This window comes from Thauera sp. DNT-1, assembly GCF_055393985.1.
This window is the reverse complement of record NZ_AP043752.1, coordinates 4,366,943-4,392,800: the sequence shown is the minus strand read 5'-3', so window position 1 is coordinate 4,392,800 and position 25,858 is coordinate 4,366,943. Positions and strand designations below refer to the sequence as shown.

Below are 25,858 nucleotides of genomic sequence, written 5' to 3'. Positions count from 1 at the left end.
CTCCCCGCACCCCCCGTTCCGCCGAGCGCGCTCCCCTGCAAAGCTCGGCTTTTTCTTGCACGCAAGCTTTAAGGCGATCCCCATGGACACCCTACTCCGCTTGTCACACGCCATCGATGCCATGAGCCGATTCCTCGGCCGGTTCATCATCTGGCTGGTACTCGCCGCAGCGCTGATCAGCGCCTCCAATGCGGTCGCACGCAAGGCCTTCAACATCGGCTCCAACGCCTTCCTCGAGATCCAGTGGTACCTCTTCGGGGCGGTCTTCCTGCTCGGCGCCGGCTACACCTTTCTGCAGAACGCCCACGTGCGCATCGATGTGCTCGCCGGCAAGCTGTCGATGCGCACGCGCATGGTCATCGACATCGCCGGGATCATCGTTTTCCTGCTGCCGCTGTGCTGGTTCATGATCCAGTTCGCCTGGCCAGTGGTGGTGGGCGCCTACGTGTCCGGCGAGATGTCGTCGAACGCCGGCGGCCTGATCCGCTGGCCGGTGTATGCCCTGGTGCCGTTCGGCTTCGCGCTGCTCGGCCTGCAGGCGATCTCGGAGCTGATCAAGCGCTTCGCCTTCCTGCAGGGCAAGGCGCCCAACCCGCTGCTGCACGGTGCGCACGAGAGCAACGAGGCGCACGACGCCGAACACGCCCAACCCCATCATGACGACGCCGGCGAGGTGCGGAAATGATCGAACTCTTCACTGCCCACGCCCCCGAACTGATGTTCGGGTCGCTGCTGCTGTTCCTGCTCACCGGCTTCCCGGTCGCCTTCGCCCTCGCCGCCTGCGGGCTGCTGTTCGGCTTCATCGGCGTCGAGATCGGCCTGTTGTCGCCCAGCATCTTCCAGGCGCTGCCGCTGCGCGTCTTCGGCATCATCCAGAACGACACCCTGCTCGCGATTCCCTTCTTCACGCTGATGGGCCTGGTGCTCGAACGCAGCGGCATGGCCGAGGAGCTGCTCGACACCGTCGGCCAGGTGTTCGGGCCGATCCGCGGCGGGCTCGCGCTGGCGGTGATCTTCGTCGGCGCCCTGCTCGCGGCGACCACCGGCGTGGTCGCCGCCGCGGTGATCTCGATGGGCCTGATCTCGCTGCCGATCATGCTGCGCTACGGCTACAGCCCTGCGATCGCGAGCGGCGCGATCACCGCCTCGGGCACGCTGGCGCAGATCGTGCCCCCCTCGCTGGTGCTGATCGTGATCGCCGACCAGCTGGGCCGCAGCGTCGGCGACCTCTACAAGGGCGCCTTCATCCCGGCCTTCATGCTGATCGGCCTGTATGTGCTGTTCATCATCGGCCTGGCGATCTTCAAGCCTGCCATGGTCCCCGCCCTGCCGCCCGAGGCGCGCACCTACCGCGAGCCGGACGGCAGCTCGGGCATGCGCTCGCTCGGCGTGTTCACCGTGTTCGTCACCGTCGTCGCGGTCACCTTCGGCATGTACTACGGCGAGATCCTGTCCGCCCTCAAGGGCGCCGAGGTCAAGCCGGCGATGGACGAGACCATCGTCGTGGCACTCACCGGCGGCACCCTGTTCGCCTTCGTCGCCGCGATGATCAACAAGCTCACCGGCATGGGCCTGCTGTCGCGCATCACCGAGCGCGTGACCTTCGTGCTCATTCCGCCGCTGGCGCTGATCTTCCTCGTACTCGGAACCATCTTCCTCGGCGTGGCCACCCCGACCGAGGGCGGCGCGATGGGCGCGGTGGGCGGCATGATCATGGCGTTCTCGCGCGGCAAGCTCGACATGGCGCTGCTCAAGCACGGCCTCGAAGCCACCGCGCGGCTGTCGTGCTTCGTGCTGTTCATCCTCATCGGCTCGACGATCTTCAGCTTCACCTTCACCGCGGTCGATGGTCCGATCTGGGTCGAGCACCTGTTCGACAAGCTGCCCGGCGGCGAGATCGGCTTCCTGGTGTTCGTGAACACGGTGATCTTCTTCCTCGGCTTCTTCATCGACTTCTTCGAGATCGCCTTCATCCTGATCCCGCTGCTGGCGCCGGTCGCCGACAAGCTGGGCATCGACCTGGTGTGGTTCGGCGTGCTGCTGGCGATGAACCTGCAGACCTCCTTCCTGACCCCGCCCTTCGGCTTCGCGCTGTTCTATCTGCGCAGCGTGGCGCCAGCGAAGGACTACCTCGACCGCGTGACGAAGAAGCGCGTGGCCGGCGTCAAGACGATGGACATCTACGCCGGCTCGATCCCCTTCGTGCTGATGCAGATCGTCATGGTGGTGGCCTTGATCGCGTTCCCGGGCCTGGTGACCTTCACGCTGGACAAGAAGATGGAGGTCGACCTCGACACCATCGAGATCAAGGTCGACGGTGGCGGCGACGGTGGCGGCTGGGGCGCGCAGCAGTCCGACAGCTGGGGTGGCGGGGCATCGCCTGCGGACCCCCCCGGCAGCGCAGCGCCGGAGGGCAGCGGCACGCCCCCTTCAGGAGAGCCCGCAGCGGCCGCAGGCAACGAGGGCTAAGGCACGCAGCAGCGCGGCTGGTAAGGCCGCCGCCCTGCCGGCGGCGGGCGCCCGACGGGCGCCCGCCGCTTTTTCGTGCATCGCCGCATGCTAGAATCGCGCGTCCGAATCCCCTCGATTCCGCCCAACCCCATCCGGTAAGCAGACGCCATGTTCTCTTCGCAAGACACCCTCGCCAAAGTCGATCCCGAGCTGTGGTCCGCCATCCAGGCCGAAAACAAGCGCCAGGAAGACCACATCGAACTGATCGCCTCCGAAAACTACGTCTCCCACGCGGTGATGGAAGCCCAAGGCTCCCAGCTCACCAACAAGTACGCCGAGGGTTACCCGGGCAAGCGCTACTACGGCGGCTGCGAACACGTCGACATCGCCGAGCAGCTGGCCATCGACCGCCTCAAGGCGCTGTTCGGCGCCGAGGCCGCCAACGTGCAGCCGAACTCCGGCTCGCAGGCCAACCAGGCCGTGCTGATGGCCTTCGCCAAGCCGGGCGACACCATCATGGGCATGAGCCTGGCCGAAGGCGGCCACCTCACCCACGGCATGCCGCTGAACATGTCCGGCAAGTGGTTCAACGTGGTCGCCTACGGTCTCGACGCCAAGGAAGAGATCGACTACGACAAGATGGAAGCGCTGGCGCGCGAGCACAAGCCGAAGATCATCATCGCCGGCGCCTCGGCCTACGCGCTGCGCATCGACTTCGAGCGCTTCGCGAAGATCGCCAAGGAAGTCGGCGCGATCTTCTGGGTCGACATGGCGCACTACGCCGGCCTCATCGCCGCGGGCTTCTACCCCAACCCGGTGCCGCACGCCGACGTCGTCACCTCGACCACCCACAAGACCCTGCGCGGCCCGCGCGGCGGCATCATCCTGATGAAGGCCGAGCACGAGAAGGCGCTCAACTCGGCGATCTTCCCCGGCCTGCAGGGCGGCCCGCTGATGCACGTCATCGCGGCCAAGGCGGTGGCCTTCAAGGAGGCGGCCTCGCCCGCGTTCCGCGACTACCAGGAGCAGGTGATCGCCAACGCCCGCGTGATGGCACGCGTGCTGTCCGAGGAGCGCGGCCTGCGCATCGTCTCCGGCCGCACCGAGAGCCACGTCTTCCTGGTCGACCTGCGCAACAAGAAGATCACCGGCAAGGCCGCCGAGGCGGTGCTGGGCAGCGCCCACATCACGGTGAACAAGAACTCGATCCCGAATGACCCCGAGAAGCCCTTCACCACCTCGGGCATCCGCCTCGGCTCGCCGGCGATGACCACGCGCGGCTTCACCGAGATCGAGGCCGAGAAGATCGCCCACCTGATCGCCGACGTGCTCGACGCACCGCAGGACGAGACGGTGATCGCGCGCGTGCGCGGCCAGGTGGCCGAGCTGTGCGCGAAGTTCCCGGTCTACGGCAAGTAAGCCGTTCGGCGGAGCGGGCGCCGCAATGGCACCCGCCCCGCCCGGCGCCGCCTTCCGGCCATGAAATGCCCCTTCTGCGCTGACCCCAACACCCAGGTCACCGACACGCGCGAGAACGAGGACGGCGATGTCGTCCGGCGTCGCCGTCGCTGCGTCAAGTGCGACAAGCGCTTCACCACGTATGAGCGCATCGACCTCAAGATGCCTCACATCGTCAAGCGCAACGGCAACCGCACCGAGTTCGACCACGCCAAGCTCGCCGGCAGCATGAAGCTGGCGCTACGCAAGCGCCCGGTCACCATCGAGGCCATCGACGCTGCGGTGGACCGCATCGAGGCGCGCCTGCTCGCCATGGGCGAACAGGAAGTCCCGAGCGAGAAGATCGGCGAGCTGGTCATGAAGGAACTCAAGAAGCTCGACAAGGTGGCCTACATCCGCTTCGCGTCGGTGTATCGCAACTTCGCCGACGTCGACGAGTTCGCCGAGGTGATCCGCGAGGTGCAGACGCGCCCGCGGCGCGGCAAGGCCGACAAGGGCGGAGCGGACCCCGGACATGACCTTTTCGGCGGCTGACCACGCCGCCATGGCGCGCGCGCTGCAGCTCGCCGCCCGCGGCCTCGACACCACCTCGCCCAACCCGCGCGTGGGCTGTGTGATCGTGCGCGACGGCACGACCGTCGGCGAGGGCTGGCACGCGCGCGCCGGCGAGGCCCACGCCGAAGTCCACGCGCTGCGCCAGGCCGGAGCGGCCGCGCGCGGTGCCACCGCCTACGTCACCCTGGAGCCGTGCTCGCACTTCGGCCGCACCCCACCCTGCGCCGACGCGCTGATCGAGGCCGGCGTGGCGCGCGTGATCGCCGCCATGGAAGACCCCAACCCGCTCGTCGCCGGGCGCGGTCTCGCCCGCCTGCGCGCTTCCGGCATCGCCACCGCGCACGGCCTGCTCGCCGAGGCGGCGCAAGAGCTCAACATCGGCTTCGTTTCACGCATGACGCGCGGTCGGCCCTGGGTGCGGCTCAAGGTCGCCGGCACGCTCGACGGCAAGAGCGCGCTCGACAACGGCGTCAGCCAGTGGATCACCGGCCCGGCCGCACGCCGCGACGGCCACCGCTGGCGCGCGCGCGCATGCGCGATCCTGACCGGCATCGGCACGGTGCGCGAGGACGATCCGCAACTCGGCGTGCGCGACGTGCCCTGCGAACGCCAGCCGCTGCGCATCCTGGTCGATGCGCGCCTGGAGGTGTCGCCGCAGGCCCGCATCCTGCAGGGCGAACCCATCCTGATCGCCACCGGCAGCACGGATCAAGCCCGCATCGACATGCTGCGCGCGGCCGGCCACGAGATCGTCTTCGTGCCCAACGCGGCCGGCAAGGTGGATCTGGGTGCGCTGCTGCGCCTGCTGGGCGAGCGCGGCATCAACGAGCTGCACGTCGAGGCCGGCTTCAAGCTCAACGGCTCGCTGCTGCGCGAGGGCTGCGTGGACGAGCTGCTGATCTACCTGGCGCCGATGCTGGTCGGCGACGCCGCGCAGGGGCTCTTCAACCTGCCCGCGCTCACCCGCCTGGAAGGCGCCACAAGGCTGGACATCCGCGACCTGCGCCGCATCGGCCCCGACCTGCGCCTGATCGCGCGACCGCTAGCGCAGGGCTGATTCCACCGCTCCGGCGCATCGCGCCGTCCCGCACACCGCGCAGCCGGGGTCGCGCCCGAGCGCGACACTGCGCCATTCCATCGACAAGCCGTCGAGCAGCAGCAAGCGGCCGTCGAGCGTGCGCCCGCAACCGATGAGGACCTTGAGCGCCTCGGCAGCCTGGATGGTGCCGACGATGCCGACGATGGGGGCGAACACGCCCATCACCGCACAGCGCACCTCCTCGATGTCCTCGCCTTCCGGGAACAGGCAGTGGTAGCAGCCGCTGTCGGGCTTGCGCAGGTCGAACACCGAGACCTGACCGTCGAAGCGGATCGCCGCGCCCGACACCAGCGGCTTGCGGTGCTTCACGCAGGCGCGATTGATGGCGTGGCGGGTGGCGAAGTTGTCGGTGCAATCGAGCACCACGTCGGCGCGCCCCACCTCGGCCTCGAGTGCCTCGCCCTCCAGGCGCGCCTGGATCGGCTCGAGCCGGGTCTGCGGGTTGAGCCGGTGCAGCGTGGCACGTGCCGAGGCGACCTTGGGCAGGCCGACCATGTCGGCCGAGTGCATGATCTGGCGCTGCAGGTTGGTGAGATCGACCGTATCGTGGTCGGCGAGCACGAGGGTGCCGACCCCGGCGGCGGCAAGGTACATCGCCGCGGGCGAGCCCAGCCCGCCCGCGCCGACCACCAGCGCGCGCGCGTCGAGCAGGGCCTGCTGGCCTTCGACGTCGATCTCGGGCAGCAGGATGTGGCGGCTGTAGCGCAGCAGCTGGTCGTCGTTCATCGCCCGATTACTTGTATTCGCGCAGTTCGAGCGGGGTGTCGTCGTGGTCGCCATGCACGTGGTGGTCCCAGGCCTGGATGTAGACCTCGTTGGACTGCTTGATCAGGCGTTCGGGCGACAGCAGGTTGTGGCGCTGGGTCTCCTCGCTGAAATACACGAGTGCCCGCACCAGCTTGATGTAGAGCGAATTCTCCAGCGCAAAGCCGGCCTCGCGCAGCGCGTCCTCGAGCGACTCGAGCGAATAGTCGAGCACCGAGTAGCGCACCACGATTCCCAGCGGATCGTCGGTGCGCTCGAGCTGCAGGCCCTTGAGCAGTTGCAGCGACTTCCAGGCGCGCTCCACCTGCCCGGGCGGGAGCGGCTTGAAGCGGATCTCGCGATGCTTGTGGATATCGGCGCCCGGCAAGGGCCGGTCGTGATGCCGGCCCGCCAGCTTGTAGGCAGTTTCCCTGCGCATGATCGTCCCCCCGGCCGGACTCCCGGCTTACTGTTTCGCCGCCGCAGGCTGCGCGGCCCCGGCCGCCGCGGCCTGTCCCCCGGCCGCTTCGGCCTCGACGGCCGGCGCGGCGTGGGCGATGTCCTCGCCCTTGAGCAGGCGGATCGCCTGCTTGAGCTGGTGGTCGTTGTCGCCCGCGAGCTCGAAGCGCGCGGTCTCGGCCGCGGTTTCTTCCGCCGGCGCGCCGTCCGCCTTGCCGGCAGCGGCCTTCGCGGCCTCCACGGCACCCTTGTCGTTCTCGAGATGCCCCAGCAGATCGGCCTCGCGCACGCGGCGGCCGGACCCGTTGGCGGTCTCCTCGACGACGATGTCGGGCGCGATGCCCTTGGCCTGGATCGAGCGCCCGCTCGGCGTGTAGTAGCGTGCGGTGGTGAGCTTGATCGCGGTGTTGTTGTTGAGCGGCAGGATGGTCTGCACCGAGCCCTTGCCGAAGGTCTGCGTGCCGATCACCCTGGCGCGCTTGTGATCCTGCAGCGCGCCGGCGACGATCTCCGAGGCCGAGGCCGAGCCCGCGTTCACCAGCACCACCATCGGCACGTCGCGCGCATAGGCCGGCAGGCGGCGCAGGAAGTCGTCGCGGGTGCCGCGCAGGTAGTCGGCCTGGATGGCGCGGTACTCGCGCTTGGCGTCCTCGGTGCGGCCGTCGGTGCTCACCACGAGGGTCTCTTCGGGCAGGAAGGCCGCCGACACGCCCACGGCGCCGTGCAGCAGGCCGCCAGGGTCGTTGCGCAGGTCGAGTACCAGGCCCTGCACCGGGCCCTGAGCGCCGAGCTTGGCCAGATGCTCGACCACCGACGCGGCGGTGTTCTCCTGGAACTGCGCGATGCGCAGGTAGGCGTAGCCGGGCTCCACCACCTTGGACTTGACGCTCTGCACCTTGATGACTTCGCGCGTCAGCTTGATCACGATCGGCTGCGACTGCCCCTTGCGCATGATCGTGAGGATGATGTCGGTGCGCGGCTTGCCGCGCATGCGCTTGACCGCGTCGTTGAGGCTCATGCCCTTGACCGGGGTGTCGTCCAGCTTGACGATCAGGTCGCCCGCCAGCACACCGGCGCGGAAGGCCGGAGTATCCTCGATCGGCGAGATCACCTTGACGAAGCCGTCTTCCATGCCGACCTCGATGCCGAGACCGCCGAATTCGCCCTGGGTGCCGACCTGGAGGTCCTTGAAGGCCTCGGCGTCGAGATAGGCGGAGTGCGGATCCAGCCCGGAGAGCATGCCGCTGATCGAGTCGGTGATCAGCTTCTTGTCCTCCACCGGCTCGACGTAGCCTTGCTTGATCGCGTTGAAGACGTCGGCATAGGCGCGCAACTCGTCGACCGGCAGCGGCAGGGGCGCGCTGCGGTCGGCGTTGGCGGAGAAATTGAGGCTGATCATGATCCCGGCCACCATGCCGGTCATGACGAGGCCGAACTGTTTCAGCTTGCTGCTGCGCATGAGAACTCCAGTAGTGCGCCGACCGCCCCGGTCGGCCGTCCCGTCTAGTTGAGCCGCATCCATTGCATCGGATCGAGCGGCTGCCCCTGGTGACGGATCTCGAAGTATAAACCCGAATCGTTGCCCACCCCGGCGGCGCCCACGCTGGCGATCGGCTCGCCACCGCCGACGCGATCGCCCACTTCCTTGAGCAGGGAATCGTTGTTGCCGTAGATGGTCAGGTAGTCGCTGCCGTGGTCGACGATGATGAGGTTGCCGTACCCGCGCAACCAGTCCGAGAAGACCACTTCCCCGCCGGCCACCGAACGCACTTCGGCACCGTTGCCGGCGCGGATGAACACGCCCTTCCAGGTGGTTCCACCCTCCGCCCTTGGAGCACCGAAGCGGCCCACGAGTTCTCCGCGCACCGGAAAGCGCAGCTGCCCACGCAGCTGGTTGAAGCGCACGCCGGTGGGCGTGGCACTGGCGGCGTCGCGGACCTCGCCGACCACCGGCTCGGGGCGCTGCGCACGCTCCACCCGTGCCGGCGGCGGCGCCTCGAGGCGTGGCACCGGCGCCGGCTCCGCGCGCGCTGCGGTCTCGCCACGCTGTTCGTGCTCGGCGCGTGCCCGCGCCGCACGGCGCTCCGCCTCGCGCTGCGCGGCTTCGCGACGTTCGGCCTCGCGCTGCGCGGCGGCGCGGCGTTCGGCCTCGCGCTGCTCCGCTTCACGGCGTGCGGCCTCGCGCGCGGCGGCGAGGCGGGCGCGGCGAGCGAGGGTCTCGATGAGCTTGCCGAGACGCTGTTCGTCCTGCTGCAGCGCATCGACCTCGCTCTTCTTCGCCTGCAGCTCGCGGCTCACCTCGGCGAGCGCGGCCTTGCGCCGCGACTGCTCGGTCTGCAGCTGCTGCTGGCGGTCGCGCTGCTCGCTCTCGAGCGTGGCGAGACGATCGCGGCGGGCGCTGATCTCGTCGGCGCGGCGCCGGGTCTCGGAGAGGTCGGTGCGCAGGCCTTCGATGAGCTCCAGGCGGGCGCGACCAAGGTGCTCCAGGTAGTGCGCGTCGCGCGCGAGCTGGTTGGGGTCGCGTGCCGACAGCAGCGGCGCCACACCGTCGGCCGCGCCATGCACGTAGTGGCGACGCACCCAGTCGGCGAGCTCACCGCGGCGGGCGTCGATGCGCGCGGCGGTCTCGCGCTGCTCGCCTTCGAGCACCGCGAGCCGCTTCTCGGCGTTCCTGCGCTCGCCCTCGATGCGGGCGAGCTCGCGTACGGCGCGCGACACCGAACGCTCGGAGTCGACCAGCGCCTTCTGCGCGCTGGTGCGATCGGCCTCCGCCTTCGCCATCTCCTCCTGCAACTCGCGGATACGCTGCTTGAGCTCGTCGAGGTCGGAGCGCCGCTCGGCGATCTCGCCGCCGGCCTGGGCGAAGGCCGGGCCGGGCACGACAAGGAGGGCGGCGAGCGCGGCGATGCACGCGCCTGCGATCGGCGACTTCAGGCTTCTGGGCGACAACGGGGTGGGATCCGCGGAGAGTTGCGAGGGGCGAGCAATGCTGGACGGGGGCGAGGACGGAGGGCAGTCGGACAAGGGACCCGATGCGGTGAAGGGTGCGCGAGGCGGCGGCTCGTGACCGGCACGCGGCCGCTCGGACGCGAGATCTCTCATGCATCGGGACAACGCGTTATTTTATACTAGCGCTTTGGTTCTGCCGGCCCCATCGTGGACAAAGACGCAATCACCACCCTGATCGACAAGCACGAACACATCGAGACCGCCGCCCGCGCGCTCAAGGCGATCGCGCATCCCCTGCGCCTGAAGATCCTCTGTGTGCTCGGCAGCGGCGAAGAATGCGTGCAGGACATCGTCGACGCGGTGGGAACCTCGCAGAGCAACATCTCCCAGCATCTCGCCATCCTGCGCGACAAGGGTGTGCTGCAGACGCGCAAGGACGCCAACCGCGTCTATTACCGCGTCGGCGACGAGCGCACCCTGCAGCTGATCGTGCTGATGCGCGAGGTCTTCTGCGCCGACGACGACGCCGAACGCTGACCCCCCAACCCCGCAACCGGAGCATCCCCTTCGTGGAATTCCTGCAACACAACTGGTACTGGGCGGCGCTCGCCGCCGCCTCGGGCACCTGGCTGATGGTCGAACTCGTGCGCAGCCGCGGCGACGACACCCAGCTCTCGCCCGTGGAGGCGACCCTCCTCGTCAACCGCGAGGACGCGATCGTCATCGACGTGCGCGAGCAGGGCGAGTACGCCCAGGGCCACATCCCCAACGCGCGCCACATCCCCGCCGGCGAGATCGAGCGCCGCGGCAAGGAGATGGAAAAGTGGAAGGACCACCCGGTCATCCTTTGCTGCACCACCGGCGCGCGCTCGAACAGCGCCGCAGGCGCGCTGCGCAAGGCCGGATTCAACCGCATCTACAACCTGCGCGGCGGCATGATGGAGTGGCAGAAGGCGGGGCAGCCCGTCAGCCGCAAGAGGAAGTGAGCATGCAGCCTCCGATCCGCATGTACGCGACCGCCACCTGCCCCTACTGCATCCGCGCCGAGCAATTGCTGCTCGACAAGGGCGTGGTCGGGCTGGACAAGATCCGCGTCGATCTCGACCCCTCGCGTCGCGAGGAGATGATGAAGCTGAGCGGACGCCGCACCGTTCCGCAGATCTTCATCGGCGACTACCATGTGGGCGGCTGCGACGATCTCCTCGCCCTCGAGCGCGGCGGCAGGCTCGCTGCGCTGCTGCGCGGCGAGAGCGCCTGAGCGCGGGTTCGTACCCGCGGCACGCGAGACGCCCCCGCCCCCCATCTCCGACGCTCCCCGCCGAGCATCCTTTTTCCCCGCGGCCGCAGGCGCGGCCGTACCCACCCAAACCGGAACCCGATTCATGAGCGAAAACACCCAACCCGTCTTCTCGATCGAAAAACTCTACGTCAAGGACCTCTCGGTCGAGGTGCCGGGTGCCCCGCAGATCTTCCTCGAGCGCGAGACCCCGCAGGTGAACGTGCAACTGCGTACCGAAGGCCAGGTGGTCGAGGAAGGCGTGTACGAAGTCACCCTGACCGTCACCGTCAACGCCCGCATCGGCGAGGAACGCAACCTCTTCCTGGTCGAGGTCGCGCAGGCCGGCATCTTCCAGATCCGCAACCTCCCCGAGGGTGAGCTGGAGCCGGTGATGATGATCGGCTGCCCCAACATCCTCTTCCCCTACGCCCGCGAGGCGGTGTCGGACGCGGTCACCCGTGCCGGTTTCCAGCCGGTGCTGCTTTCGCCGGTCAATTTCGAATCGCTCTACCAGGCGCAACGCCAGCAGGCCATCGAGCAGGCGAACGGCGAAGTTCCCATCCAGTGAGGCGTCCCGCATGAAGCGCGCGCGCCGTCCGTCCCCGCAGATACCTTCGGCGCCGCTCGGCCGCGCGCTCCTGATGCTCGCCGTGTTCGCCCCCCTGGGCGGCGCGGCCTTGCCGGTCGCCGCGCAGGCGATCGAATACCGCTCGGTCGCGGCTTCGACCCTGCTGCGCGAGCAGCCGGCGCCGGATGCCGAGGCGCTGTTCCGCCTGCGCCCGGGCACACCGGTCGAGATCGTCGTGCGCGAGGACGGCTGGATGCGCGTGCGCGACCCTGCCGGCGGGTTCGGCTGGGTCGAGGGCGGCGCCCTCGTCACGCGCCGGACGGTCATCGTCACCGCGGAGCGCGCGATCGTGCGCCGCGCCGCGCAGGAGACCGCCGCGCCCGCCTTCGAAGCCACGCGCAACGTCGTCCTCGAACTGCTCGAACCCGCCAGCGAGGGCTGGGCGCGCGTGCGCCACGTCGAGGGCTTCGAAGGCTACGTGCACGCCAGCGAGGTATGGGGACTGTGAGCCGCCGCCGCATCGCCGTGTTCGGCGCGGGCGCCTGGGGCACCGCGCTCGCCCAAGCCTTTTCCGCCAGCCACGAGGTGGTCCTGTGGGGCCGCGACCGCGGCCAGCTCGAAGAGATCGCCCGCATCCACGAGAACACCCGCTACCTGCGCGGTGTCCGCCTGCGCGACACGCTCGCGGTCGAGGCCGACTTCGCGCGCGCCGCAGCGCAGGCCGAGCTGCATCTGGTCGTCACCCCCCTCGCCGGCCTGCGCACCACGGTGCGCGAGCTGCGTCGGCTCGCTCCCGGGCGTGCGCTGCTGTGGGCCTGCAAGGGCTTCGAGGCCGGCACCGGCAAGCTGCCGCACGAGATCGTCGCCGAGGAGTGCGGCGCCGGGTCCGCGAGTGGCGTACTCACCGGCCCGAGCTTCGCCGCCGAGGTCGCGCGCGGCCTGCCCGCGGCGATCGCGCTGGCGGCACACGACGCCGATTTCGCCCGCCACTGGGTGGGCGTGCTGCACCAGCCCCGCCTGCGCATCTACGCCAACACCGATCTGGTGGGCTGCGAGGTCGGCGGCGCGGTCAAGAACGTCATGGCGATCGCCGCCGGCGTCTCCGACGGCATGGGCTTCGGACTCAATGCGCGCGCCGCCCTGATCACCCGCGGCTTGGCCGAGATCGCCCGCCTCGCGCGTGCGCTCGGCGCGCGCGGCGAGACCCTGATGGGCCTGGCCGGCATGGGCGACCTGATTCTCACCTGCACCGGCGACCTCTCGCGCAACCGCCGCGTCGGCCTGGCGCTGGCCGAGGGCAAGGGCCTCGCCGACATCCTGCGCCAGCTCGGCCACGTTGCCGAGGGCGTGTCGACCGCACGCGAGGTGGTCGGCCTCGCCCGCCGCCATGGCGTCGAGATGCCGATCTGCGAAGCCATCGACGCTCTCCTCCATCACGGACTCGACGCGCGCGGCGCCGTGGAGCGCCTGCTCGCACGCGACCCGCGCGCGGAGTGAGCGCGCGCGGCGCGGCTCGGCTCGGCTCAGTCGCCCTGCGCGACGGCGCCGGCAAAGTCGTGCTGGCGCCAGCCCTCGTACACCACCACCGCCACCGCGTTCGACAGATTGACGCTGCGGTTGGTCGGGCGCATCGGGATGCGCACCCGCCGCTCGGGCGCGAACTCGCGCAGGATCTCCTCGGGCAGGCCGCGGCTCTCGGGACCGAAGAGCAGCGCATCGCCAGGCTGGAAATCCACACGGTCGTGACGCCGGCTCGCACGCGTGCTCATGGCGAACATGCGCCGCCCGGCGAGCACCTCGCGGCAGTGCGCCCAGTCGGGATGCACGGTCAGGCAGGTGAGATCGTGGTAGTCCAGGCCGGCGCGGGCGAGCTGCTTGTCCGACAGGTCGAAGCCGAGCGGCGCCACCAGATGGAGGCGGCAGCCGGTGTTGGCGGCGAGGCGGATCACGTTGCCGGTGTTGGGCGGGATCTCGGGCTGGTAGAGGACGATCTCGAACATCGCTGGATAGCCAAGGTTGGCCGGGTGCAGGTGCATGGCCGGGCGGAAATCGGCTGCGGCAAGACCGCTCCGCAAGCCGAAGCGAGTGCAGCGGAGCCGCCGGCCGGCGAGTCTAGCAGGCCGCCACCACCGCGGGCTCAAGAGGGCGAAGGCGTGCGCGCCACGACCAGGTTGCCGACCCAGCTCGCCCCTCGCCCCTTGAGGCAGCGCGCAAGCTCGTCGAGCGTGGCGCCGGTGGTCATCACGTCGTCGACCACGATCACCCTGCGCCCGCTCAGGTCCTCCACGCACTCGAAGGCGCCGCGCGGGCTGCGCAGGCGGGCCTCGCGGTCGAGCCCGGCCTGCGCCGGCAGGTCGCGCAGCTTGCGCACGACGGCGAGCCCGAGCGGCAGGTCGCGCGCACGCGCGAATCCGCGCGCCAGCTCCACCGCCTGGTTGAAGCCGCGCTCGGCGAGCCTGCGCGGATGCAGCGGCATCGGCAGCACGAGATCGGCCCCCGCGCCGTCTTCCGCAGCGAAATCGGCGCCGCATCGGGCCAACGCATCGCCAAGGTAACGGCCCACCGCGAGCTGGTGGCGGTACTTGAGGGCATGGATCATCGCGTCGACCGGGAAGGCGAAATCGAACACCGCCCGCGTCGCATCGAAGGCCGGCGCGCTGCGCCGGCAGGCGCCGCAACGGCCACCATCCAGGCCGGGCAGGCCGCATTGCGGGCACGCGGTGGAAGGACGCCGCGGCAGCTCGTCGGCACAGGCGGCACAGACGGCCTCGCCGCCGCTCGTCGCACCGCAGACGAAGCAGTCCTGCGGCGCGAGCACGTCCATCGCATGGTTGAACAGGACGCGGAGGGGATGCAGTGAATTTGACAAGATTTCCACCGATGGAAGAACATGCGGGCCTCGTAATTCGTAATTACAGCCTGGAAAGCATTACATGACAACGACTTCCGCGACGATCGAACGCCCCGCAGCGCCCCCGTCCCGCCACCAGTGGGCGACCGCCGAGGTCGAGGCGCTCTTCGAGCTGCCCCTGCTCGAGCTCGTCTTCCGCGCCCAGCAGGTGCATCGCAGCCACTTCGACCCGCAGGAAGTGCAACGCTCCACCCTGCTCTCGATCAAGACCGGCGGCTGCTCGGAAGACTGCGGCTACTGCTCGCAGTCCGCCCGCCACGACAGCGGTCTCGCCCGCCAGCGCCTGCTCCCGGTCGACGAGGTGCTCGCCAACGCGCGCGCGGCCAAGGCGCGCGGCGCCAGCCGCTTCTGCATGGGTGCCGCCTGGCGCGGGCCGAAGGACCAGGACCTCGCCCCGGTGCTCGAGATGGTGCGCGAGGTGAAGGCGCTCGGCCTGCAGACCTGCGTGACCCTGGGCATGCTGAAGGAAGGCCAGGCCGAGCAGCTCGCCGACGCCGGCCTCGACTACTACAACCACAACCTCGACACCGCACCCGACTTCTACGGCCGGGTGATCACCACCCACACCCTGCAGGACCGCCTCGACACCCTCGACAAGGTGCGCGGCGCCGGCATCAACGTATGCAGCGGCGGCATCGTCGGCATGGGCGAGAACCGCCGCCAGCGCGCCGCGCTGATCGCCCAGCTCGCCAACCTGCCGGCGCCGCCCGAGTCGGTGCCGATCAACAACCTGGTCCAGGTCCCGGGCACGCCGCTCGCGGGCGCCGGGGCGCTCGACCCCTTCGAATTCGTGCGCACGATCGCCGCCGCGCGCATCACCATGCCGAGCAGCTACGTGCGCCTGTCCGCCGGCCGCGGCGAGATGAGCGACGAGCTGCAGGCGCTGTGCTTCCTGGCGGGCGCCAACTCGATGTTCTACGGCGAGCGCCTGCTCACCACCGACAACCCCGACGCCGACCGCGACGACCGCCTGTTCGCGCGCCTCGGCCTGCGCGCAATTTGAGCGGCGAGCGCATGGACACCCCCACCCCCGGCCAGGACGTCAGCGCCCGGGACGCCCCCCCCGGGCAGGCCCCCGCCGCGCCGGGCTTCGCCCTCGACCGCAGCCTGCTGCGCCGCCGCTTCGAGCGCGCCGCGCCGCACTGCGACGGCGCCGACGCGCTGGCGCGCGAGGTCGCGCGGCGCATGGACGAGCGCCTCGACTACATCCGCCTGAGTCCGCAGCGCGTGCTCGACCTCGGCTGTGGCACCGGGGCAGACCTGCCGCGCCTGGCCGAACGCTTCCCCGCGGCCACCCTGCTCGCTGCCGACTTCGCGCCCGCGATGCTCGCCCGCGCGCGCGCGCGCCTGCGCCCGCAGGGCGGCGGGCTGCTGCGCCGCCTGATCGGCGGGCGCCCCGCCGCGGCGCCGCATTTCGTCGCCGACGCGTGTGCGCTGCCGCTGGCGCACGCCAGCCTCGGGCTGGTGTGGTCCAACCTGATGCTGCCGGCGCTCGACGACCCGCTGCCCGCCTTCCGCGAGGTGCACCGCACGCTGCAGGTGGACGGGCTCTTCATGTTCTCGACGCTCGGCCCCGACACCCTGCGCGAGCTGCGCGCCGCGCTGCCCGCCACGGCGGGTGAGCGGGTGCACCGCTTCATCGACATGCACGACCTCGGCGACGCGCTGGTGCAGGCCGGCTTCAGCGACCCGGTCATGGACATGGAGATGCTGACCCTGACCTACGCCGACCTCGACGGCCTCTTCGCCGACCTGCGCGCGAGCGGTGGCAACAACGCCGCCAGCACTCGCCCGCGCGGGCTCTCCGGCCGGACCGGCTGGGAGGCTGCGCGCGCCGCCTACGAGCGCCTGCGCCACGACGGCCGCCTGCCGGCGAGCTTCGAGATCATCCAGGGCCACGCCTGGAAGCCCGCCCCGAAGACCACCGCGGACGGACGCGCCATCATGCGCTTCCAGCCCCGCCCGCCCGCGCGCTGAGCCCCTCCTCCCCGCACGATCCTGCCCCGAGCGAAGAAGATGTCCTCCCGTCCCGTCTGGCTGTTCGACCTCGACAACACCCTGCACAACGCCAGTCCGCACATCTTCCCGCACATCAACCGCAGCATGACGCGCTACCTCGAGCAGCACCTCGGGCTCGCCCTCGACGAGGCCAACGCGCTGCGCATGCAGTACTGGCACCGCTACGGAGCCACCATGCTCGGCCTGATGCGCCACCACGGCACCGACCCCGACCACTTCCTCGTCGAGACCCACCGCTTCGACCGCCTGCACGAGATGATGGTGTTCGAGCGCGCGCTGCGCGGCATGCTGCGCGCCCTGCCGGGGCGGCGCATCGTGTTCTCCAACGCACCGCGCCATTACGCCGAGGCTGTGCTGGAGATCATGGGCGTGCGCCGCCTGTTCGAGGACGTGGTCGGCATCGAGGATCTCGACTACCACCCCAAGCCCGGCATCCGCGCCTACCGCGGCCTGCTCCAGCGCCGGCGCCTGAACGCCGCGCAATGCATCATGCTGGAAGATTCGGCCGTCAACCTGCGCACCGCCAAGCGCCTCGGCATGCGTACCGTGCTGGTGGGCGGCGGGCTGCGCACGCCGGCCTACGTGGACCTGCGCATCCCCAACATCCTCGCGCTGCGCCGCCAGCTCGGGCGGCTGCAGGTGCGCTGAGAAGAAGAACGCGTGCGGCCAGGAGCGCGCGCGACGGCGCTCGAGGCTGGCCGGCACGTCCGCGCTGGCTCAGTCGCGCAGCGCACGCTCCATCAGGCAGGCGTCCTCGCCATAGCCCGCCGGCAGCACCGCCGGCAGCGCGGCGAAGCCTTGGCGTGCCCAGAACGGCACCGCATCGGCGAGCGCCACCAGGCGCAGTCCGCGATGCCCCGCGGCGGCCGACCAGTCGCGCACGCGACCGAACAGCGCTGCCGCCACGCCCAGCCCGCGCGCCGCCGGCACCACCGCGAGGTCATGAACGAAGCCATGCCCGGCGCGTGCCGGCAAGGCTCGCAGCGGCGCATGCAGGGGCGGCGCGTCGGCATCGTCCCAGGGATGGGCGAACACGTAGCCCACCGCCGCACCGTCCGCCTGCGCGAGCCAGCACGCCTGCGGCGCGAGTTCGAGCTTGCGCCCGAGCACCGCGGCCGACTCCTGGTAGCCGTCGCCGTAGGCCGCGCGCTGGATCGCCAGCACGTCCGGCAGGTCGGCCGCGCACAACGGCCGCAGGACCGGCCGCGCCGTCATCAGGCGCCGGCCTTAAGCCAGCGCGCCGCGTCGAGCGCGAAATAGGTCAGGATGCCGTCGGCGCCGGCGCGCTTGAAGGACAGCAGGGCCTCGAGCGCGCACGCCCTCTCGTCCAGCCAGCCGTTGGCCGCGGCGGCCTTGAGCATGGCGTACTCGCCGCTGACCTGGTAGGCGTAGGTCGGCACCTGCAGCTCCTGCTTCACGCGGCGCACGATGTCGAGGTAGGGCATGCCGGGCTTCACCATGAACATGTCGGCACCCTCGGCGATATCGAGCTCGACCTCGCGGAGGGCCTCGTCGCTGTTGCCCGGGTCCATCTGATAGGTGTGCTTGTTGCCCTTGCCGAGGTTGCCGGCCGAGCCCACCGCGTCGCGGAAGGGGCCGTAGAAGCTCGAGGCGTACTTTGCAGAGTAGGCCAGGATGCGGGTGTGGATGTGGCCCGCGCCGTCCAGCTCGGCGCGGATGCGGCCGATGCGGCCATCCATCATGTCGGAAGGCGCCACGACATCGGCGCCGGCCTGGGCGTGGCACAGGGCCTGCTTGGCGAGCGCCTCCAGGGTCTCGTCGTTCATCACGTAGCCGCGCGGGTCGGCGGGGTCGATGAGACCGTCCTGGCCGTGGCTGGTGTAGGGATCGAGCGCCACGTCGGTGATCACGCCCAGGTCGGGGAAGTTCGCCTTGAGCGCCTGCACGGTGCGCGGCACCAAGCCCTCCGGATTCCAGGCCTCCTCGGCGCCGGGGGTCTTGCCGGCGCGGTCGATCACCGGGAACAGCGCGAGCGCCGGCACGCCCAGGCGCATCGCCTCCTCGGCCACGCCCAACAGCCGGTCGATGCTCACACGCTCGACACCGGGCATCGAGGGCACGGCCTCGCTGCGGTCGGTGCCGTCGAGCACGAACACCGGATAGATCAGGTCGTTGGCGGTGAGTACGTGCTCGCGCATCAGACGGCGGGAAAATTCGTCACGGCGCATGCGGCGCATGCGGGTCGCGGGAAAGGCTCCAGTGGGTCGCATCTCGGTCTCTAGCAGGTCGTTGTGGAACGTGCGGCGGGGACGTGCGGCGGCGGGCGCCGACCGCAGGGCGCGCGCGGATCACCTCACGCACGGCCAGCGCAACCGCGCACGCCGGCAGGGCCGTGCGCGCGGCTTGCGGAACTTTCACGTCAGGAGCTCATCTTAGCAGGCAGATGGCGCCGTGCCCCCAGGCCGGCCATCTCCCGCTTCACCTCCCTGAGCGGGTGCCTCACGCCTGGTGAGGCATTTTCGCCCCCGACTACGTCCCCTGGTCGGGGGCTTTTGTTTATGCGCCCGGCGGCGCATCGACCGCGCCGGCAGGCCTGTCGGCGAGGTCGCCGCCCACCGTGCCGGCTGGCACCAGCCAGCCGCCGATCACGCGCTCGACCTCCTCCACCCCGCTCTTCTTCAGGCTGGAAAACAGCTGCACGGTGACCTGCGGCCCGAGCGGCTCGAGCGCGCGACGCACCTCCTGCAGGGTCGCCGCGGCGGCGCCGCGCGAGAGCTTGTCGCTCTTGGTGAGCAGCACGTGCATCGGCCTGCCCGAGGGCGCGAACCAATCGATCATGTTGCGGTCGAGAGGCGTGAGCGGATGGCGGCTGTCCATGATCAGCACGAGTCCGATCAGGCTCTCGCGGGTACGCAGGTAGGTCTCGATCAGCCCCGACCACTGGCGGCGGATCTTCTCGGGCACCGCGGCGTAGCCGTAGCCGGGCAGATCGACGAGCAGCGCGCCGTTGTTGAGACGGAAGAAGTTGATCAGCTGCGTGCGCCCGGGCGTCTTCGACACGTAGGCCAAGCGCACGTGACCGGCGAGGGTGTTGATCGCGCTCGACTTGCCGGCGTTGGAGCGCCCGGCGAAGGCGATCTCCGCGCCCGAGGGCGGTGGCAGGCCCGAAGGCTTGGCGATCGAGATTTCGAATGTTGCGTTGCGGAACAGAGGCATGGAGGAAGATCACTGAAAACCGCGCCTTGCGCGGCGAACAGACCTCATCGCATCGCGCAATCAGGCGTTCGTGTATTAGAATACCGCGTTTGAAACAATCACTCACGGCTTTCCGAGGACATCATGATCAAGCGTTCCCTGCTGCTCTCGTCGCTTCTGCTGGTCGCCGGCGGCCTTCAGGCCCAGGACCAGGCCCCGGACCTCGAAAAGGCCAAGCAGACCGCCGAGACGGTCTGCGCGGCCTGTCACAGCGCCGACGGCAACAGCCAGCTCCCGGCCAACCCCAAGCTTGCCGGCCAGCACGAGGATTACCTCTTCAAGCAGCTGCGCGAGTTCAAGGGCTGGAACGGCAATCCGCCGGTGCGTGAGAACGCGATCATGGGCGCGATGGTCGCCGGCCTCGAGGAAGCCGACATGCGCGGCCTCGCCAAGTACTTCGCCAGCTTCGAGCAGAAGCCTGAGCCGGCCAAGAGCCTCGGCACCATCGACCTCGGCCAGAAGATCTGGCGCGCGGGCATCCCCGCCAAGGGCGTCCCCGCCTGTGCCGCCTGCCACGGCCCCGCCGGAGCGGGCATGCCGGCGCAATATCCGCGCCTGTCCGGCCAGTTCGCCGAATACACCGAAGCGCAGATGAAGGCCTTCCGCGACGGCGTGCGCGCAAACGACCCGAACGGCATGATGCGCACCATCGCGCTCAAGATGACCGATCCGGAGATCAAGGCCGTCGCCGACTACGCGACCGGCCTGCGCTGACCCTGCGCCAGCCCTGCGCAGCCCCCACCGCCGAGCCGCGTGGGGGCGGGCGGGGGCGATCGTCTGCATCGCGCGCCAGCGCCGCACGCCCTGCGACGCTGGCGTCCGTCTTTCTCCGAGGTCCGGATGCATAGCGGCATCGCGCGCGCCCTCTTCGAGCTCTTCAGCTCGATGCGTTTTGCCATCTCCCTGCTGACGATCCTGTCGATCGCGTCGGTGGTGGGAACGGTCGTTCGCCAGAACGAACCCTTCAACGCCTATCTCAACCAGTTCGGTCCGTTCTGGTTCCCCGTCTTCGAGAAGCTCGGCCTGTACTCCGTGTACAACGCCGGCTGGTTCCTCGTCATCCTCGCCTTCCTGGTGCTGTCGACCACGCTGTGCATCGTGCGCCAGACCGCGCCGATGCTGCGCGAGATGCGCAGCTTCCGCGAGCGCGCGCGCGAGGCCTCGCTGCGCAGCTTCGCCCACCGCGTCAGCCTCGTGCCCGCGCAGCCCCTCGCCGACGCGGTGGAGCGCGCGCAGGCCTACCTCGCGCACGCCGGCTTCACCAGCCGGGTCGCCGACAACGGCGAAGGCACCCTGCTCGCCGCCCGCCAGGGCAGCGCCGGACGCATCGGCTACTTCCTCGCCCACGGCGCGATCGTGCTGATCTGCATCGGCGGCCTGCTCGACGGCAACCTGCCGCTGCGCCTGCAGGTGTGGCTGGGCGACAAGCACACCACCGCGGGCGACCAGGTCATCGCAAACATTCCACCGTCGGCCCGTCTCGGCACGGGCAACCCGAGCTTCCGCGGCGACGTCTTCATCCCCGAGGGCCGCAGCACCAGCTTCGCGGTGCTCGGCCTGGCCGACGGCATCCTGCTGCAGGAACTGCCCTTCAACGTCACGCTCGACAAGTTCCACATCGAGCACTACCAGAACGGCATGCCCAAGCGCTTCGCCAGCGACATCCGCATCACCGACCGGTCGAGCGGCCAGACGACGCGGCACACCATCGAGGTCAACCACCCGCTCACCGTCGACGGCATCACCCTCTACCAGTCGAGCTTCGAGGATGGCGGCTCGAAGCTGGCGATCAAGGCGCGCAGCCTGCTGCCTGGCCGTCCCGGGGTGCTGCGCGAGATCGAGGGCGTGGTGGGCGAAAGCCTGGCGTTCGCCGACGGCGCCGCGGGCTTCTCCTATACGCTGGAATTCACCGACTTCCGGGCCTTCAACGTCGAGGACATGCGCGGCAACGAGGGCGGGCAAGGCGACGAAGGCGAGGCCGCGCCGCGCGGCATGGACAAGCTGCAGCGCCACCTCGGCAGCGGCGCCAAAGGCGCGGAGGTGCGCGACCTGCGCAACATCGGCCCCAGCTTCACCTTCAAGCTGCGCGACCCCGCCGGCCAGGCGCGCGAGTTCCACAACTACATGCTGCCGATCGAGCAGGGCGGGCGCTGGTTCCTCTACACCGGCCTGCGCGACGCGCAGGCCGACGCCTTCCGCTACATGCGCATCCCCCTCGACGAGCGCGGCGGAGTGGATGCCTGGTTCGCGATCCGCGACCGCCTGCTCGACCCCGCGCAGCGCGACGCTCTGGTCGCCCGCTTCGCCGCGCGCAGCTTCCCCGCCGGTCGCGGCCAGGACGCGATGCGCGAGGCCCTGGTGCAGTCGGCCCGGCAGACCCTCGGGCTGTTCGCCGAGAAGGGCTACGAGACACTCGGCGGCTTCATCGAGAAGTCCGTGCCCGAGGCCGAACGCGGCCCGGCCGCCGACGTGCTGGTGCGCATCCTGCAGGGGCTCGCCTGGGAGGCATGGATGCTGCACCGCGAGGCCGGTGGCGAACCGCCGCTGCAGCTCGACCCGGCGCGCGCCACCTTCGTCAACGACACCATCGCGGCGATCTCCGACAGCCAGTTCTACGGCGCGCCTGCCTGGCTTCAGCTCGACGGCTTCGAAGAGCGTCACGCCACCGTGCTGCAGGCGACGCGCTCGCCGGGCATGCCGCTCGTCTATCTGGGCGCGCTGCTGTTGGTGCTGGGCGTGTTCGCGATGCTCTACATCCGCGAACGTCGCCTGTTCGTGCTGGTGAAGCCGAACGAGGCGCTGGTCGCGATGTCTTCCAATCGCAGGGCGCTCGACGTCGACGAGGCCTTCCGCCAACACGTCGAAGGCCTCGCCGCCATGCTCGGCGCCCCCGTGCCCGCATCCGAACCCCGAGAAAGTGCATGATGGAAATCGCCCGCCCCTCCCCCGCCACCCCGGCCGGTCCGGCCCCCGCCGCGCTCCGGCCGCACACGCCGCTGCTGCGCCGGCTCGGCGCCTTCGACTGGCTGTACGCGCTCGCGCTGATGCTGGGCGCGGCCTTCGCGCTCGTCCGCTACCACCCGGTGATGGACGTATACGACGATCTCATCCTGGTGCTGCAAGTGCCGGTGCTCGCCGTGATCGGCTGGCAGTGGAAGCCCTTCCGCGCCTTCCTCGCCGCGGTGGCGCTGCTTGCGCTGGCGAGCATCGCGCTCTACCAAGGCGATCTCGCGCGCGCCGAGCAGACCTTCCTGCTCAAGTACCTGATCTCCAGCCAGACCGCGATCATGTGGATGAGCGCGCTGATCTTCATCGCCACGGGCGCGTACTGGCTGGGCCTGCTCGCACGCAGCGACTTCGCCGAGCGCACCGGCTCGGCGCTGACCTGGATCGCCGCGGTCATGGGCACCACCGGCCTCTTCGTGCGCTGGTACGAGTCCTACCTGCTCGGCCCCGAGATCGGCCACATCCCGATCAGCAACCTGTACGAGGTCTTCGTGCTGTTCGCGCTGATGACGGCGCTGCTCTACCTCTACTACGAGGGTCGCTACGCCACGCGGCGCATGGGCGCCTTCGTGATGATCGTGATCTCGGCCGCGGTGGCCTTCCTGCTCTGGTACACCTTCACCCGCGAAGCGCACGAGATCCAGCCGCTGATCCCGGCGCTGCAGTCCTACTGGATGAAGGTGCACGTGCCGACCAACTTCATCGGCTACGGCGCCTTCGCGGTCTCGGCCATGGTCGGCACCGCCTACCTGCTCGCCGAGCGCGGCATCCTCGCCTCCCGCCTGCCGCCCTTGCGCGTGCTCGAGGACGTGATGTACAAGGCGATCGCGATCGGCTTCGCCTTCTTCACCATCGCCACCATCCTCGGCGCGCTGTGGGCGGCCGAGGCCTGGGGCACCTACTGGCAGTGGGACCCGAAGGAGACCTGGGCGCTGATCGTGTGGCTCAACTACGCGACCTGGCTGCACATGCGCCTGACCAAGGGCCTGCGCGGCGCGGTGCTGGCATGGTGGGCGGTGGTGGGCCTGCTCGTCACCACCTTCGCCTTCATCGGCGTCAACATGTTCCTGACCGGCCTGCACTCCTACGGTGCGCTGTGAGCGCGCCGGGGCTCGCAGCGCGGTCGCCCATCGAGGACGGACCCGAAGCATGAATCCCAATCCCGCAGGCGGCGACGACCGCAGCTTCCTCGCCGTCGATGCCGCGCGCGCCGCGATCCTCGGCGCGCTCACCCCGATCGCCGGGCGCGAGCGCGTCGCGGTACGCGCCGCGCTCGGCCGCGTGCTCGCCGAGGACGTGATCGCGCCGTGCAACGTGCCCGCGCACGACAACTCCGCGATGGACGGCTACGCGGTGCGCGCCGCCGACCTCTCGGCCGATGGCGAGAGCGCGCTCGCGGTGGTCGGCACCGCCTTCGCAGGCCGACCCTTCTCGGGCATGGTCGGCGCCGGCCAGGCCGTGCGCATCATGACCGGCGCCACCATCCCTCAGGGCGCCGACACCATCGTCGTGCAGGAAGTCGCCCGTCGCGAGCACGAGCGCGTGTTCATCCCCATCGGGCAGAAGAAGGGCCAGAACCTGCGCCGCGCCGGCGAGGACCTCGCCGAGGGCGGGGTCGCGATCCCCGCGGGCAAGCGCTGCGGTCCCGCCGAACTCGGCCTGATCGCCTCGCTCGGCATCGCCGAGGTGTGCGTGCGCCGCCGCCTGCGCGTGGCGGTGATGTCCACCGGCGACGAGATCGCCTCGATCGGCCGCCCGCTCGGCCCCGGCGAGGTCTACGACAGCAACCGCTACACCCTGCACGGCGTGCTCACCCGCCTGGGCTGCGAGCTCCTCGACCTCGGCGTCGTGCCGGACCGCCCGGAGGCGCTCGAGGAGGCCTTCCGCGAGGCCGCCCAGGCCGCCGACGTGATCATCACCAGCGGCGGCGTGTCGGTCGGCGAGGCCGACTTCATCCGCGAGATGATGAACCGCATGGGGGAGGTGGCGTTCTGGAAGCTCGCGATCAAGCCCGGGCGGCCGATGGCCTTCGGCCGCATCGGCGATGCGGTGCTGTTCGGGCTGCCCGGCAACCCGGTGGCGGTGATGGTCACCTTCTACCAGTTCGTGCAGGACGCGCTGCTCCAGCTCATGGGCGTCGCACCGCTGCCCGCGCCCGAGCGCTTCCCCGTGCGCGCCGCCTTCTCGATGCGCAAGCAGCCGGGTCGCGTCGAGTACCTGCGCGGCCGCCTGCAGCGCAGCGGCGAGGCGCTTGCCGTGGCGCCCGCCGGCGCCCAGGGCTCCGGCGTGCTGAGCTCCATGTCCGAGGCCGACTGCTTCGTCGTGCTGCCGGCCGACTGCACCGCCGTGAGAGAAGGCGACACCGTCCTCGTGCAACCCTTCCACGGCATCGTCTGAGCGGCCGGCTTCCCCCTCCCCCTTTCCCCTTCCCACCTCATCCCTTCCTCGCGCACATGACCCAGGACGAACTCAAGAAAGCCGCCGCCTACGCCGCTCTCGACCACGTGGTCGAAGGCAGCATCGTCGGCGTCGGCACCGGCTCCACCGTCAACCACTTCATCGATGCGCTCGCCGGCATGCGCGATCGCATCCGCGGCGCGGTCTCCAGCTCCGAAGCGAGCACGCAACGCCTGCGCGCGCACGGCATCGAGGTGTTCGACCTCGACGGCATCGAGTCGCTGCCGGTGTATGTAGACGGCGCCGACGAGATCGACGGCGGCTTCGCGATGATCAAGGGCGGCGGCGGCGCACTGACCCGCGAGAAGATCGTCGCCGCAGTGTCCGAGCGCTTCGTGTGCATCTGCGACGCGAGCAAGAAGGTCGAGGTGCTCGGCCGCTTCCCGCTGCCGATCGAGGTGATCCCGATGGCCCGCAGCCACGTCGCCCGCGAGCTGCGCGCGCTCGGCGGCGAGCCCAGGCTGCGCGAGGGCTTCGTCACCGACAACGGCAACCTGATCCTCGACGTGCATGGGCTGTCGATCACCGACCCCGTCACCATCGAGATGCGGATCAACCAGATCGTCGGTGTGGTCACCAACGGGCTCTTCGCCGTGCGCGGCGCCGACGTGCTGCTGCTCGCCGCCCCCGGCGGCGTGCAACGGCTGGACGCACGGTGAGCGACCTGCATGGCAGCCGTGTTGCAGG

28 protein-coding genes are annotated in these 25,858 nt (G+C 70.1%); 19 read left to right on the top strand and 9 right to left on the bottom strand.

The window, feature by feature from the left end; genetic code table 11:
* Nucleotides 1-82: 82 nt before the first annotated feature.
* The 5 genes from ACZ5PP_RS20175 (at nucleotide 83) to ribD (ending at nucleotide 5,521) form a co-directional block, all read left to right on the top strand.
* The gene (locus tag ACZ5PP_RS20175) at nucleotides 83-685 is read left to right on the top strand and encodes a TRAP transporter small permease subunit (RefSeq protein WP_464826525.1); all 603 of its coding nucleotides are present in this window, start codon (nucleotides 83-85) and stop codon (nucleotides 683-685) included.
* Nucleotides 682-2,469, top strand: a complete 1,788-nt coding sequence (locus ACZ5PP_RS20170; protein ID WP_464826524.1) for a TRAP transporter large permease — start codon at nucleotides 682-684, stop codon at nucleotides 2,467-2,469. The genes ACZ5PP_RS20175 and ACZ5PP_RS20170 overlap by 4 nt, the downstream gene beginning before the upstream one ends.
* A gap of 150 nt (nucleotides 2,470-2,619) precedes the next feature.
* The gene (glyA, locus tag ACZ5PP_RS20165; protein WP_012585076.1) at nucleotides 2,620-3,870 is read left to right on the top strand and encodes a serine hydroxymethyltransferase; all 1,251 of its coding nucleotides are present in this window, start codon (nucleotides 2,620-2,622) and stop codon (nucleotides 3,868-3,870) included.
* 60 nt (nucleotides 3,871-3,930) lie between these two features.
* Entirely contained in the window at nucleotides 3,931-4,443 is a 513-nt protein-coding gene (nrdR, locus tag ACZ5PP_RS20160) for a transcriptional regulator NrdR (RefSeq protein ID WP_004313518.1), read from the top strand.
* Nucleotides 4,424-5,521 (top strand): bifunctional diaminohydroxyphosphoribosylaminopyrimidine deaminase/5-amino-6-(5-phosphoribosylamino)uracil reductase RibD, encoded by a 1,098-nt coding sequence (gene ribD, locus ACZ5PP_RS20155; protein ID WP_276656908.1) that lies wholly within the window; start codon nucleotides 4,424-4,426, stop codon nucleotides 5,519-5,521. Before nrdR ends, ribD begins: the two co-directional genes overlap by 20 nt.
* Here ribD and ACZ5PP_RS20150 read toward each other — a convergent pair.
* Genes ACZ5PP_RS20150 through ACZ5PP_RS20135 form a run of 4 tightly spaced genes read right to left on the bottom strand, consistent with a single transcriptional unit; the run spans nucleotide 5,507 to nucleotide 9,715 of the window.
* Nucleotides 5,507-6,289 carry a HesA/MoeB/ThiF family protein gene (locus tag ACZ5PP_RS20150; protein ID WP_004313514.1) on the bottom strand — a complete coding sequence of 261 codons (783 nt, stop codon included), beginning with the start codon at nucleotides 6,287-6,289 and terminating at the stop codon, nucleotides 5,507-5,509. The genes ribD and ACZ5PP_RS20150 overlap by 15 nt on opposite strands.
* 7 nt (nucleotides 6,290-6,296) lie before the next feature.
* Complete coding sequence (locus ACZ5PP_RS20145) at nucleotides 6,297-6,746, bottom strand: hypothetical protein (RefSeq protein WP_004313512.1); 450 nt, start codon at nucleotides 6,744-6,746, stop codon at nucleotides 6,297-6,299.
* Nucleotides 6,747-6,773: 27 nt separating this feature from the next.
* A complete protein-coding gene (locus ACZ5PP_RS20140) occupies nucleotides 6,774-8,225 on the bottom strand; it encodes a S41 family peptidase (protein ID WP_004313510.1) in 1,452 nt (483 codons plus the stop codon).
* Between the two features lie 44 nt (nucleotides 8,226-8,269).
* Nucleotides 8,270-9,715 (bottom strand): murein hydrolase activator EnvC family protein, encoded by a 1,446-nt coding sequence (locus tag ACZ5PP_RS20135; protein ID WP_012585074.1) that lies wholly within the window; start codon nucleotides 9,713-9,715, stop codon nucleotides 8,270-8,272.
* A 207-nt stretch (nucleotides 9,716-9,922) separates the two neighbouring features.
* Between ACZ5PP_RS20135 and ACZ5PP_RS20130 the strand changes: the two genes are divergently transcribed.
* The 6 genes from ACZ5PP_RS20130 (at nucleotide 9,923) to ACZ5PP_RS20105 (ending at nucleotide 13,059) form a co-directional block, all read left to right on the top strand.
* Nucleotides 9,923-10,252 (top strand): ArsR/SmtB family transcription factor, encoded by a 330-nt coding sequence (locus ACZ5PP_RS20130; protein ID WP_004326027.1) that lies wholly within the window; start codon nucleotides 9,923-9,925, stop codon nucleotides 10,250-10,252.
* Between the two features lie 32 nt (nucleotides 10,253-10,284).
* Nucleotides 10,285-10,701 carry a rhodanese-like domain-containing protein gene (locus tag ACZ5PP_RS20125; RefSeq protein ID WP_004326028.1) on the top strand — a complete coding sequence of 139 codons (417 nt, stop codon included), beginning with the start codon at nucleotides 10,285-10,287 and terminating at the stop codon, nucleotides 10,699-10,701.
* A gap of 2 nt (nucleotides 10,702-10,703) precedes the next feature.
* Complete coding sequence (gene grxC / locus ACZ5PP_RS20120) at nucleotides 10,704-10,973, top strand: glutaredoxin 3 (RefSeq protein ID WP_004326029.1); 270 nt, start codon at nucleotides 10,704-10,706, stop codon at nucleotides 10,971-10,973.
* A gap of 124 nt (nucleotides 10,974-11,097) precedes the next feature.
* Complete coding sequence (secB, locus tag ACZ5PP_RS20115) at nucleotides 11,098-11,562, top strand: protein-export chaperone SecB (RefSeq protein WP_004326030.1); 465 nt, start codon at nucleotides 11,098-11,100, stop codon at nucleotides 11,560-11,562.
* Nucleotides 11,563-11,572: 10 nt separating this feature from the next.
* Nucleotides 11,573-12,070, top strand: a complete 498-nt coding sequence (locus tag ACZ5PP_RS20110) for an SH3 domain-containing protein (protein ID WP_012585073.1) — start codon at nucleotides 11,573-11,575, stop codon at nucleotides 12,068-12,070.
* Nucleotides 12,058-13,059 carry an NAD(P)H-dependent glycerol-3-phosphate dehydrogenase gene (locus tag ACZ5PP_RS20105; RefSeq protein ID WP_012585072.1) on the top strand — a complete coding sequence of 334 codons (1,002 nt, stop codon included), beginning with the start codon at nucleotides 12,058-12,060 and terminating at the stop codon, nucleotides 13,057-13,059. Before ACZ5PP_RS20110 ends, ACZ5PP_RS20105 begins: the two co-directional genes overlap by 13 nt.
* Nucleotides 13,060-13,085: 26 nt before the next feature.
* Here the strand turns inward: ACZ5PP_RS20105 and ACZ5PP_RS20100 are convergent, their stop codons facing one another.
* Both ACZ5PP_RS20100 and ACZ5PP_RS20095 read right to left on the bottom strand, forming a co-directional pair.
* Nucleotides 13,086-13,562, bottom strand: coding sequence for a tRNA (cytidine(34)-2'-O)-methyltransferase (locus tag ACZ5PP_RS20100; protein WP_004326033.1), 477 nt, complete (start codon nucleotides 13,560-13,562; stop codon nucleotides 13,086-13,088).
* 137 nt (nucleotides 13,563-13,699) lie between these two features.
* A complete protein-coding gene (locus ACZ5PP_RS20095) occupies nucleotides 13,700-14,431 on the bottom strand; it encodes a ComF family protein (RefSeq protein WP_041589632.1) in 732 nt (243 codons plus the stop codon).
* A 64-nt stretch (nucleotides 14,432-14,495) separates the two neighbouring features.
* Between ACZ5PP_RS20095 and bioB the strand changes: the two genes are divergently transcribed.
* The 3 genes from bioB to ACZ5PP_RS20080 are packed head-to-tail and all read left to right on the top strand — an operon-like array spanning nucleotide 14,496 to nucleotide 17,140.
* Nucleotides 14,496-15,476, top strand: coding sequence for a biotin synthase BioB (bioB, locus tag ACZ5PP_RS20090; RefSeq protein WP_004329059.1), 981 nt, complete (start codon nucleotides 14,496-14,498; stop codon nucleotides 15,474-15,476).
* An 11-nt stretch (nucleotides 15,477-15,487) separates the two neighbouring features.
* On the top strand, nucleotides 15,488-16,450 hold the full coding sequence (locus ACZ5PP_RS20085) for a methyltransferase domain-containing protein (RefSeq protein WP_012585069.1): 963 nt from the start codon (nucleotides 15,488-15,490) through the stop codon (nucleotides 16,448-16,450).
* Nucleotides 16,451-16,489: 39 nt separating this feature from the next.
* Entirely contained in the window at nucleotides 16,490-17,140 is a 651-nt protein-coding gene (locus tag ACZ5PP_RS20080; protein ID WP_012585068.1) for a pyrimidine 5'-nucleotidase, read from the top strand.
* A 69-nt stretch (nucleotides 17,141-17,209) separates the two neighbouring features.
* On the opposite strand, the gene ACZ5PP_RS20075 is transcribed toward ACZ5PP_RS20080, so the two are convergent.
* The 3 genes from ACZ5PP_RS20075 to yihA all read right to left on the bottom strand — a co-directional run bounded on the left by ACZ5PP_RS20075 (nucleotide 17,210) and on the right by yihA (nucleotide 19,669).
* On the bottom strand, nucleotides 17,210-17,707 hold the full coding sequence (locus ACZ5PP_RS20075) for a GNAT family N-acetyltransferase (protein WP_012585067.1): 498 nt from the start codon (nucleotides 17,705-17,707) through the stop codon (nucleotides 17,210-17,212).
* Nucleotides 17,707-18,723, bottom strand: a complete 1,017-nt coding sequence (gene hemB / locus ACZ5PP_RS20070; protein WP_004326638.1) for a porphobilinogen synthase — start codon at nucleotides 18,721-18,723, stop codon at nucleotides 17,707-17,709. Before hemB ends, ACZ5PP_RS20075 begins: the two co-directional genes overlap by 1 nt.
* A 286-nt stretch (nucleotides 18,724-19,009) precedes the next feature.
* A complete protein-coding gene (gene yihA, locus ACZ5PP_RS20065) occupies nucleotides 19,010-19,669 on the bottom strand; it encodes a ribosome biogenesis GTP-binding protein YihA/YsxC (RefSeq protein ID WP_012585066.1) in 660 nt (219 codons plus the stop codon).
* 123 nt (nucleotides 19,670-19,792) lie between these two features.
* Here yihA and ACZ5PP_RS20060 point away from each other — a divergent pair, with 123 nt between their 5' ends.
* The 5 genes from ACZ5PP_RS20060 (at nucleotide 19,793) to rpiA (ending at nucleotide 25,830) form a co-directional block, all read left to right on the top strand.
* Nucleotides 19,793-20,422, top strand: coding sequence for a c-type cytochrome (locus tag ACZ5PP_RS20060; RefSeq protein WP_012585065.1), 630 nt, complete (start codon nucleotides 19,793-19,795; stop codon nucleotides 20,420-20,422).
* Nucleotides 20,423-20,548: 126 nt separating this feature from the next.
* Complete coding sequence (locus tag ACZ5PP_RS20055; RefSeq protein WP_043742825.1) at nucleotides 20,549-22,633, top strand: cytochrome c biogenesis protein ResB; 2,085 nt, start codon at nucleotides 20,549-20,551, stop codon at nucleotides 22,631-22,633.
* Nucleotides 22,630-23,814, top strand: a complete 1,185-nt coding sequence (gene ccsB / locus ACZ5PP_RS20050) for a c-type cytochrome biogenesis protein CcsB (RefSeq protein ID WP_012585063.1) — start codon at nucleotides 22,630-22,632, stop codon at nucleotides 23,812-23,814. Before ACZ5PP_RS20055 ends, ccsB begins: the two co-directional genes overlap by 4 nt.
* A gap of 49 nt (nucleotides 23,815-23,863) precedes the next feature.
* Nucleotides 23,864-25,111 carry a molybdopterin molybdotransferase MoeA gene (gene moeA, locus ACZ5PP_RS20045; RefSeq protein WP_464826523.1) on the top strand — a complete coding sequence of 416 codons (1,248 nt, stop codon included), beginning with the start codon at nucleotides 23,864-23,866 and terminating at the stop codon, nucleotides 25,109-25,111.
* A gap of 56 nt (nucleotides 25,112-25,167) precedes the next feature.
* On the top strand, nucleotides 25,168-25,830 hold the full coding sequence (gene rpiA / locus ACZ5PP_RS20040) for a ribose-5-phosphate isomerase RpiA (protein WP_004313976.1): 663 nt from the start codon (nucleotides 25,168-25,170) through the stop codon (nucleotides 25,828-25,830).
* Nucleotides 25,831-25,858: the final 28 nt, after the last annotated feature.

Coding starts and splice junctions, on each gene's coding strand:
- ACZ5PP_RS20100 (WP_004326033.1), bottom strand. CDS start 13,562: ATGTTCGAGATCGTCCTCTACCAGCCCGAGATCCCGCCCAACACCGGC.
- nrdR (WP_004313518.1), top strand. CDS start 3,931: ATGAAATGCCCCTTCTGCGCTGACCCCAACACCCAGGTCACCGACACG.
- ACZ5PP_RS20105 (WP_012585072.1), top strand. CDS start 12,058: ATGGGGACTGTGAGCCGCCGCCGCATCGCCGTGTTCGGCGCGGGCGCC.
- ACZ5PP_RS20080 (WP_012585068.1), top strand. CDS start 16,490: ATGTCCTCCCGTCCCGTCTGGCTGTTCGACCTCGACAACACCCTGCAC.
- ACZ5PP_RS20110 (WP_012585073.1), top strand. CDS start 11,573: ATGAAGCGCGCGCGCCGTCCGTCCCCGCAGATACCTTCGGCGCCGCTC.
- yihA (WP_012585066.1), bottom strand. CDS start 19,669: ATGCCTCTGTTCCGCAACGCAACATTCGAAATCTCGATCGCCAAGCCT.
- ACZ5PP_RS20055 (WP_043742825.1), top strand. CDS start 20,549: ATGCATAGCGGCATCGCGCGCGCCCTCTTCGAGCTCTTCAGCTCGATG.
- ACZ5PP_RS20075 (WP_012585067.1), bottom strand. CDS start 17,707: ATGACGGCGCGGCCGGTCCTGCGGCCGTTGTGCGCGGCCGACCTGCCG.
- rpiA (WP_004313976.1), top strand. CDS start 25,168: ATGACCCAGGACGAACTCAAGAAAGCCGCCGCCTACGCCGCTCTCGAC.
- glyA (WP_012585076.1), top strand. CDS start 2,620: ATGTTCTCTTCGCAAGACACCCTCGCCAAAGTCGATCCCGAGCTGTGG.
- ACZ5PP_RS20145 (WP_004313512.1), bottom strand. CDS start 6,746: ATGCGCAGGGAAACTGCCTACAAGCTGGCGGGCCGGCATCACGACCGG.
- ACZ5PP_RS20175 (WP_464826525.1), top strand. CDS start 83: ATGGACACCCTACTCCGCTTGTCACACGCCATCGATGCCATGAGCCGA.
- ACZ5PP_RS20140 (WP_004313510.1), bottom strand. CDS start 8,225: ATGCGCAGCAGCAAGCTGAAACAGTTCGGCCTCGTCATGACCGGCATG.
- ccsB (WP_012585063.1), top strand. CDS start 22,630: ATGATGGAAATCGCCCGCCCCTCCCCCGCCACCCCGGCCGGTCCGGCC.
- ribD (WP_276656908.1), top strand. CDS start 4,424: ATGACCTTTTCGGCGGCTGACCACGCCGCCATGGCGCGCGCGCTGCAG.
- ACZ5PP_RS20085 (WP_012585069.1), top strand. CDS start 15,488: ATGGACACCCCCACCCCCGGCCAGGACGTCAGCGCCCGGGACGCCCCC.
- ACZ5PP_RS20150 (WP_004313514.1), bottom strand. CDS start 6,289: ATGAACGACGACCAGCTGCTGCGCTACAGCCGCCACATCCTGCTGCCC.
- ACZ5PP_RS20060 (WP_012585065.1), top strand. CDS start 19,793: ATGATCAAGCGTTCCCTGCTGCTCTCGTCGCTTCTGCTGGTCGCCGGC.
- ACZ5PP_RS20170 (WP_464826524.1), top strand. CDS start 682: ATGATCGAACTCTTCACTGCCCACGCCCCCGAACTGATGTTCGGGTCG.
- moeA (WP_464826523.1), top strand. CDS start 23,864: ATGAATCCCAATCCCGCAGGCGGCGACGACCGCAGCTTCCTCGCCGTC.
- bioB (WP_004329059.1), top strand. CDS start 14,496: ATGACAACGACTTCCGCGACGATCGAACGCCCCGCAGCGCCCCCGTCC.
- secB (WP_004326030.1), top strand. CDS start 11,098: ATGAGCGAAAACACCCAACCCGTCTTCTCGATCGAAAAACTCTACGTC.
- hemB (WP_004326638.1), bottom strand. CDS start 18,723: ATGCGACCCACTGGAGCCTTTCCCGCGACCCGCATGCGCCGCATGCGC.
- grxC (WP_004326029.1), top strand. CDS start 10,704: ATGCAGCCTCCGATCCGCATGTACGCGACCGCCACCTGCCCCTACTGC.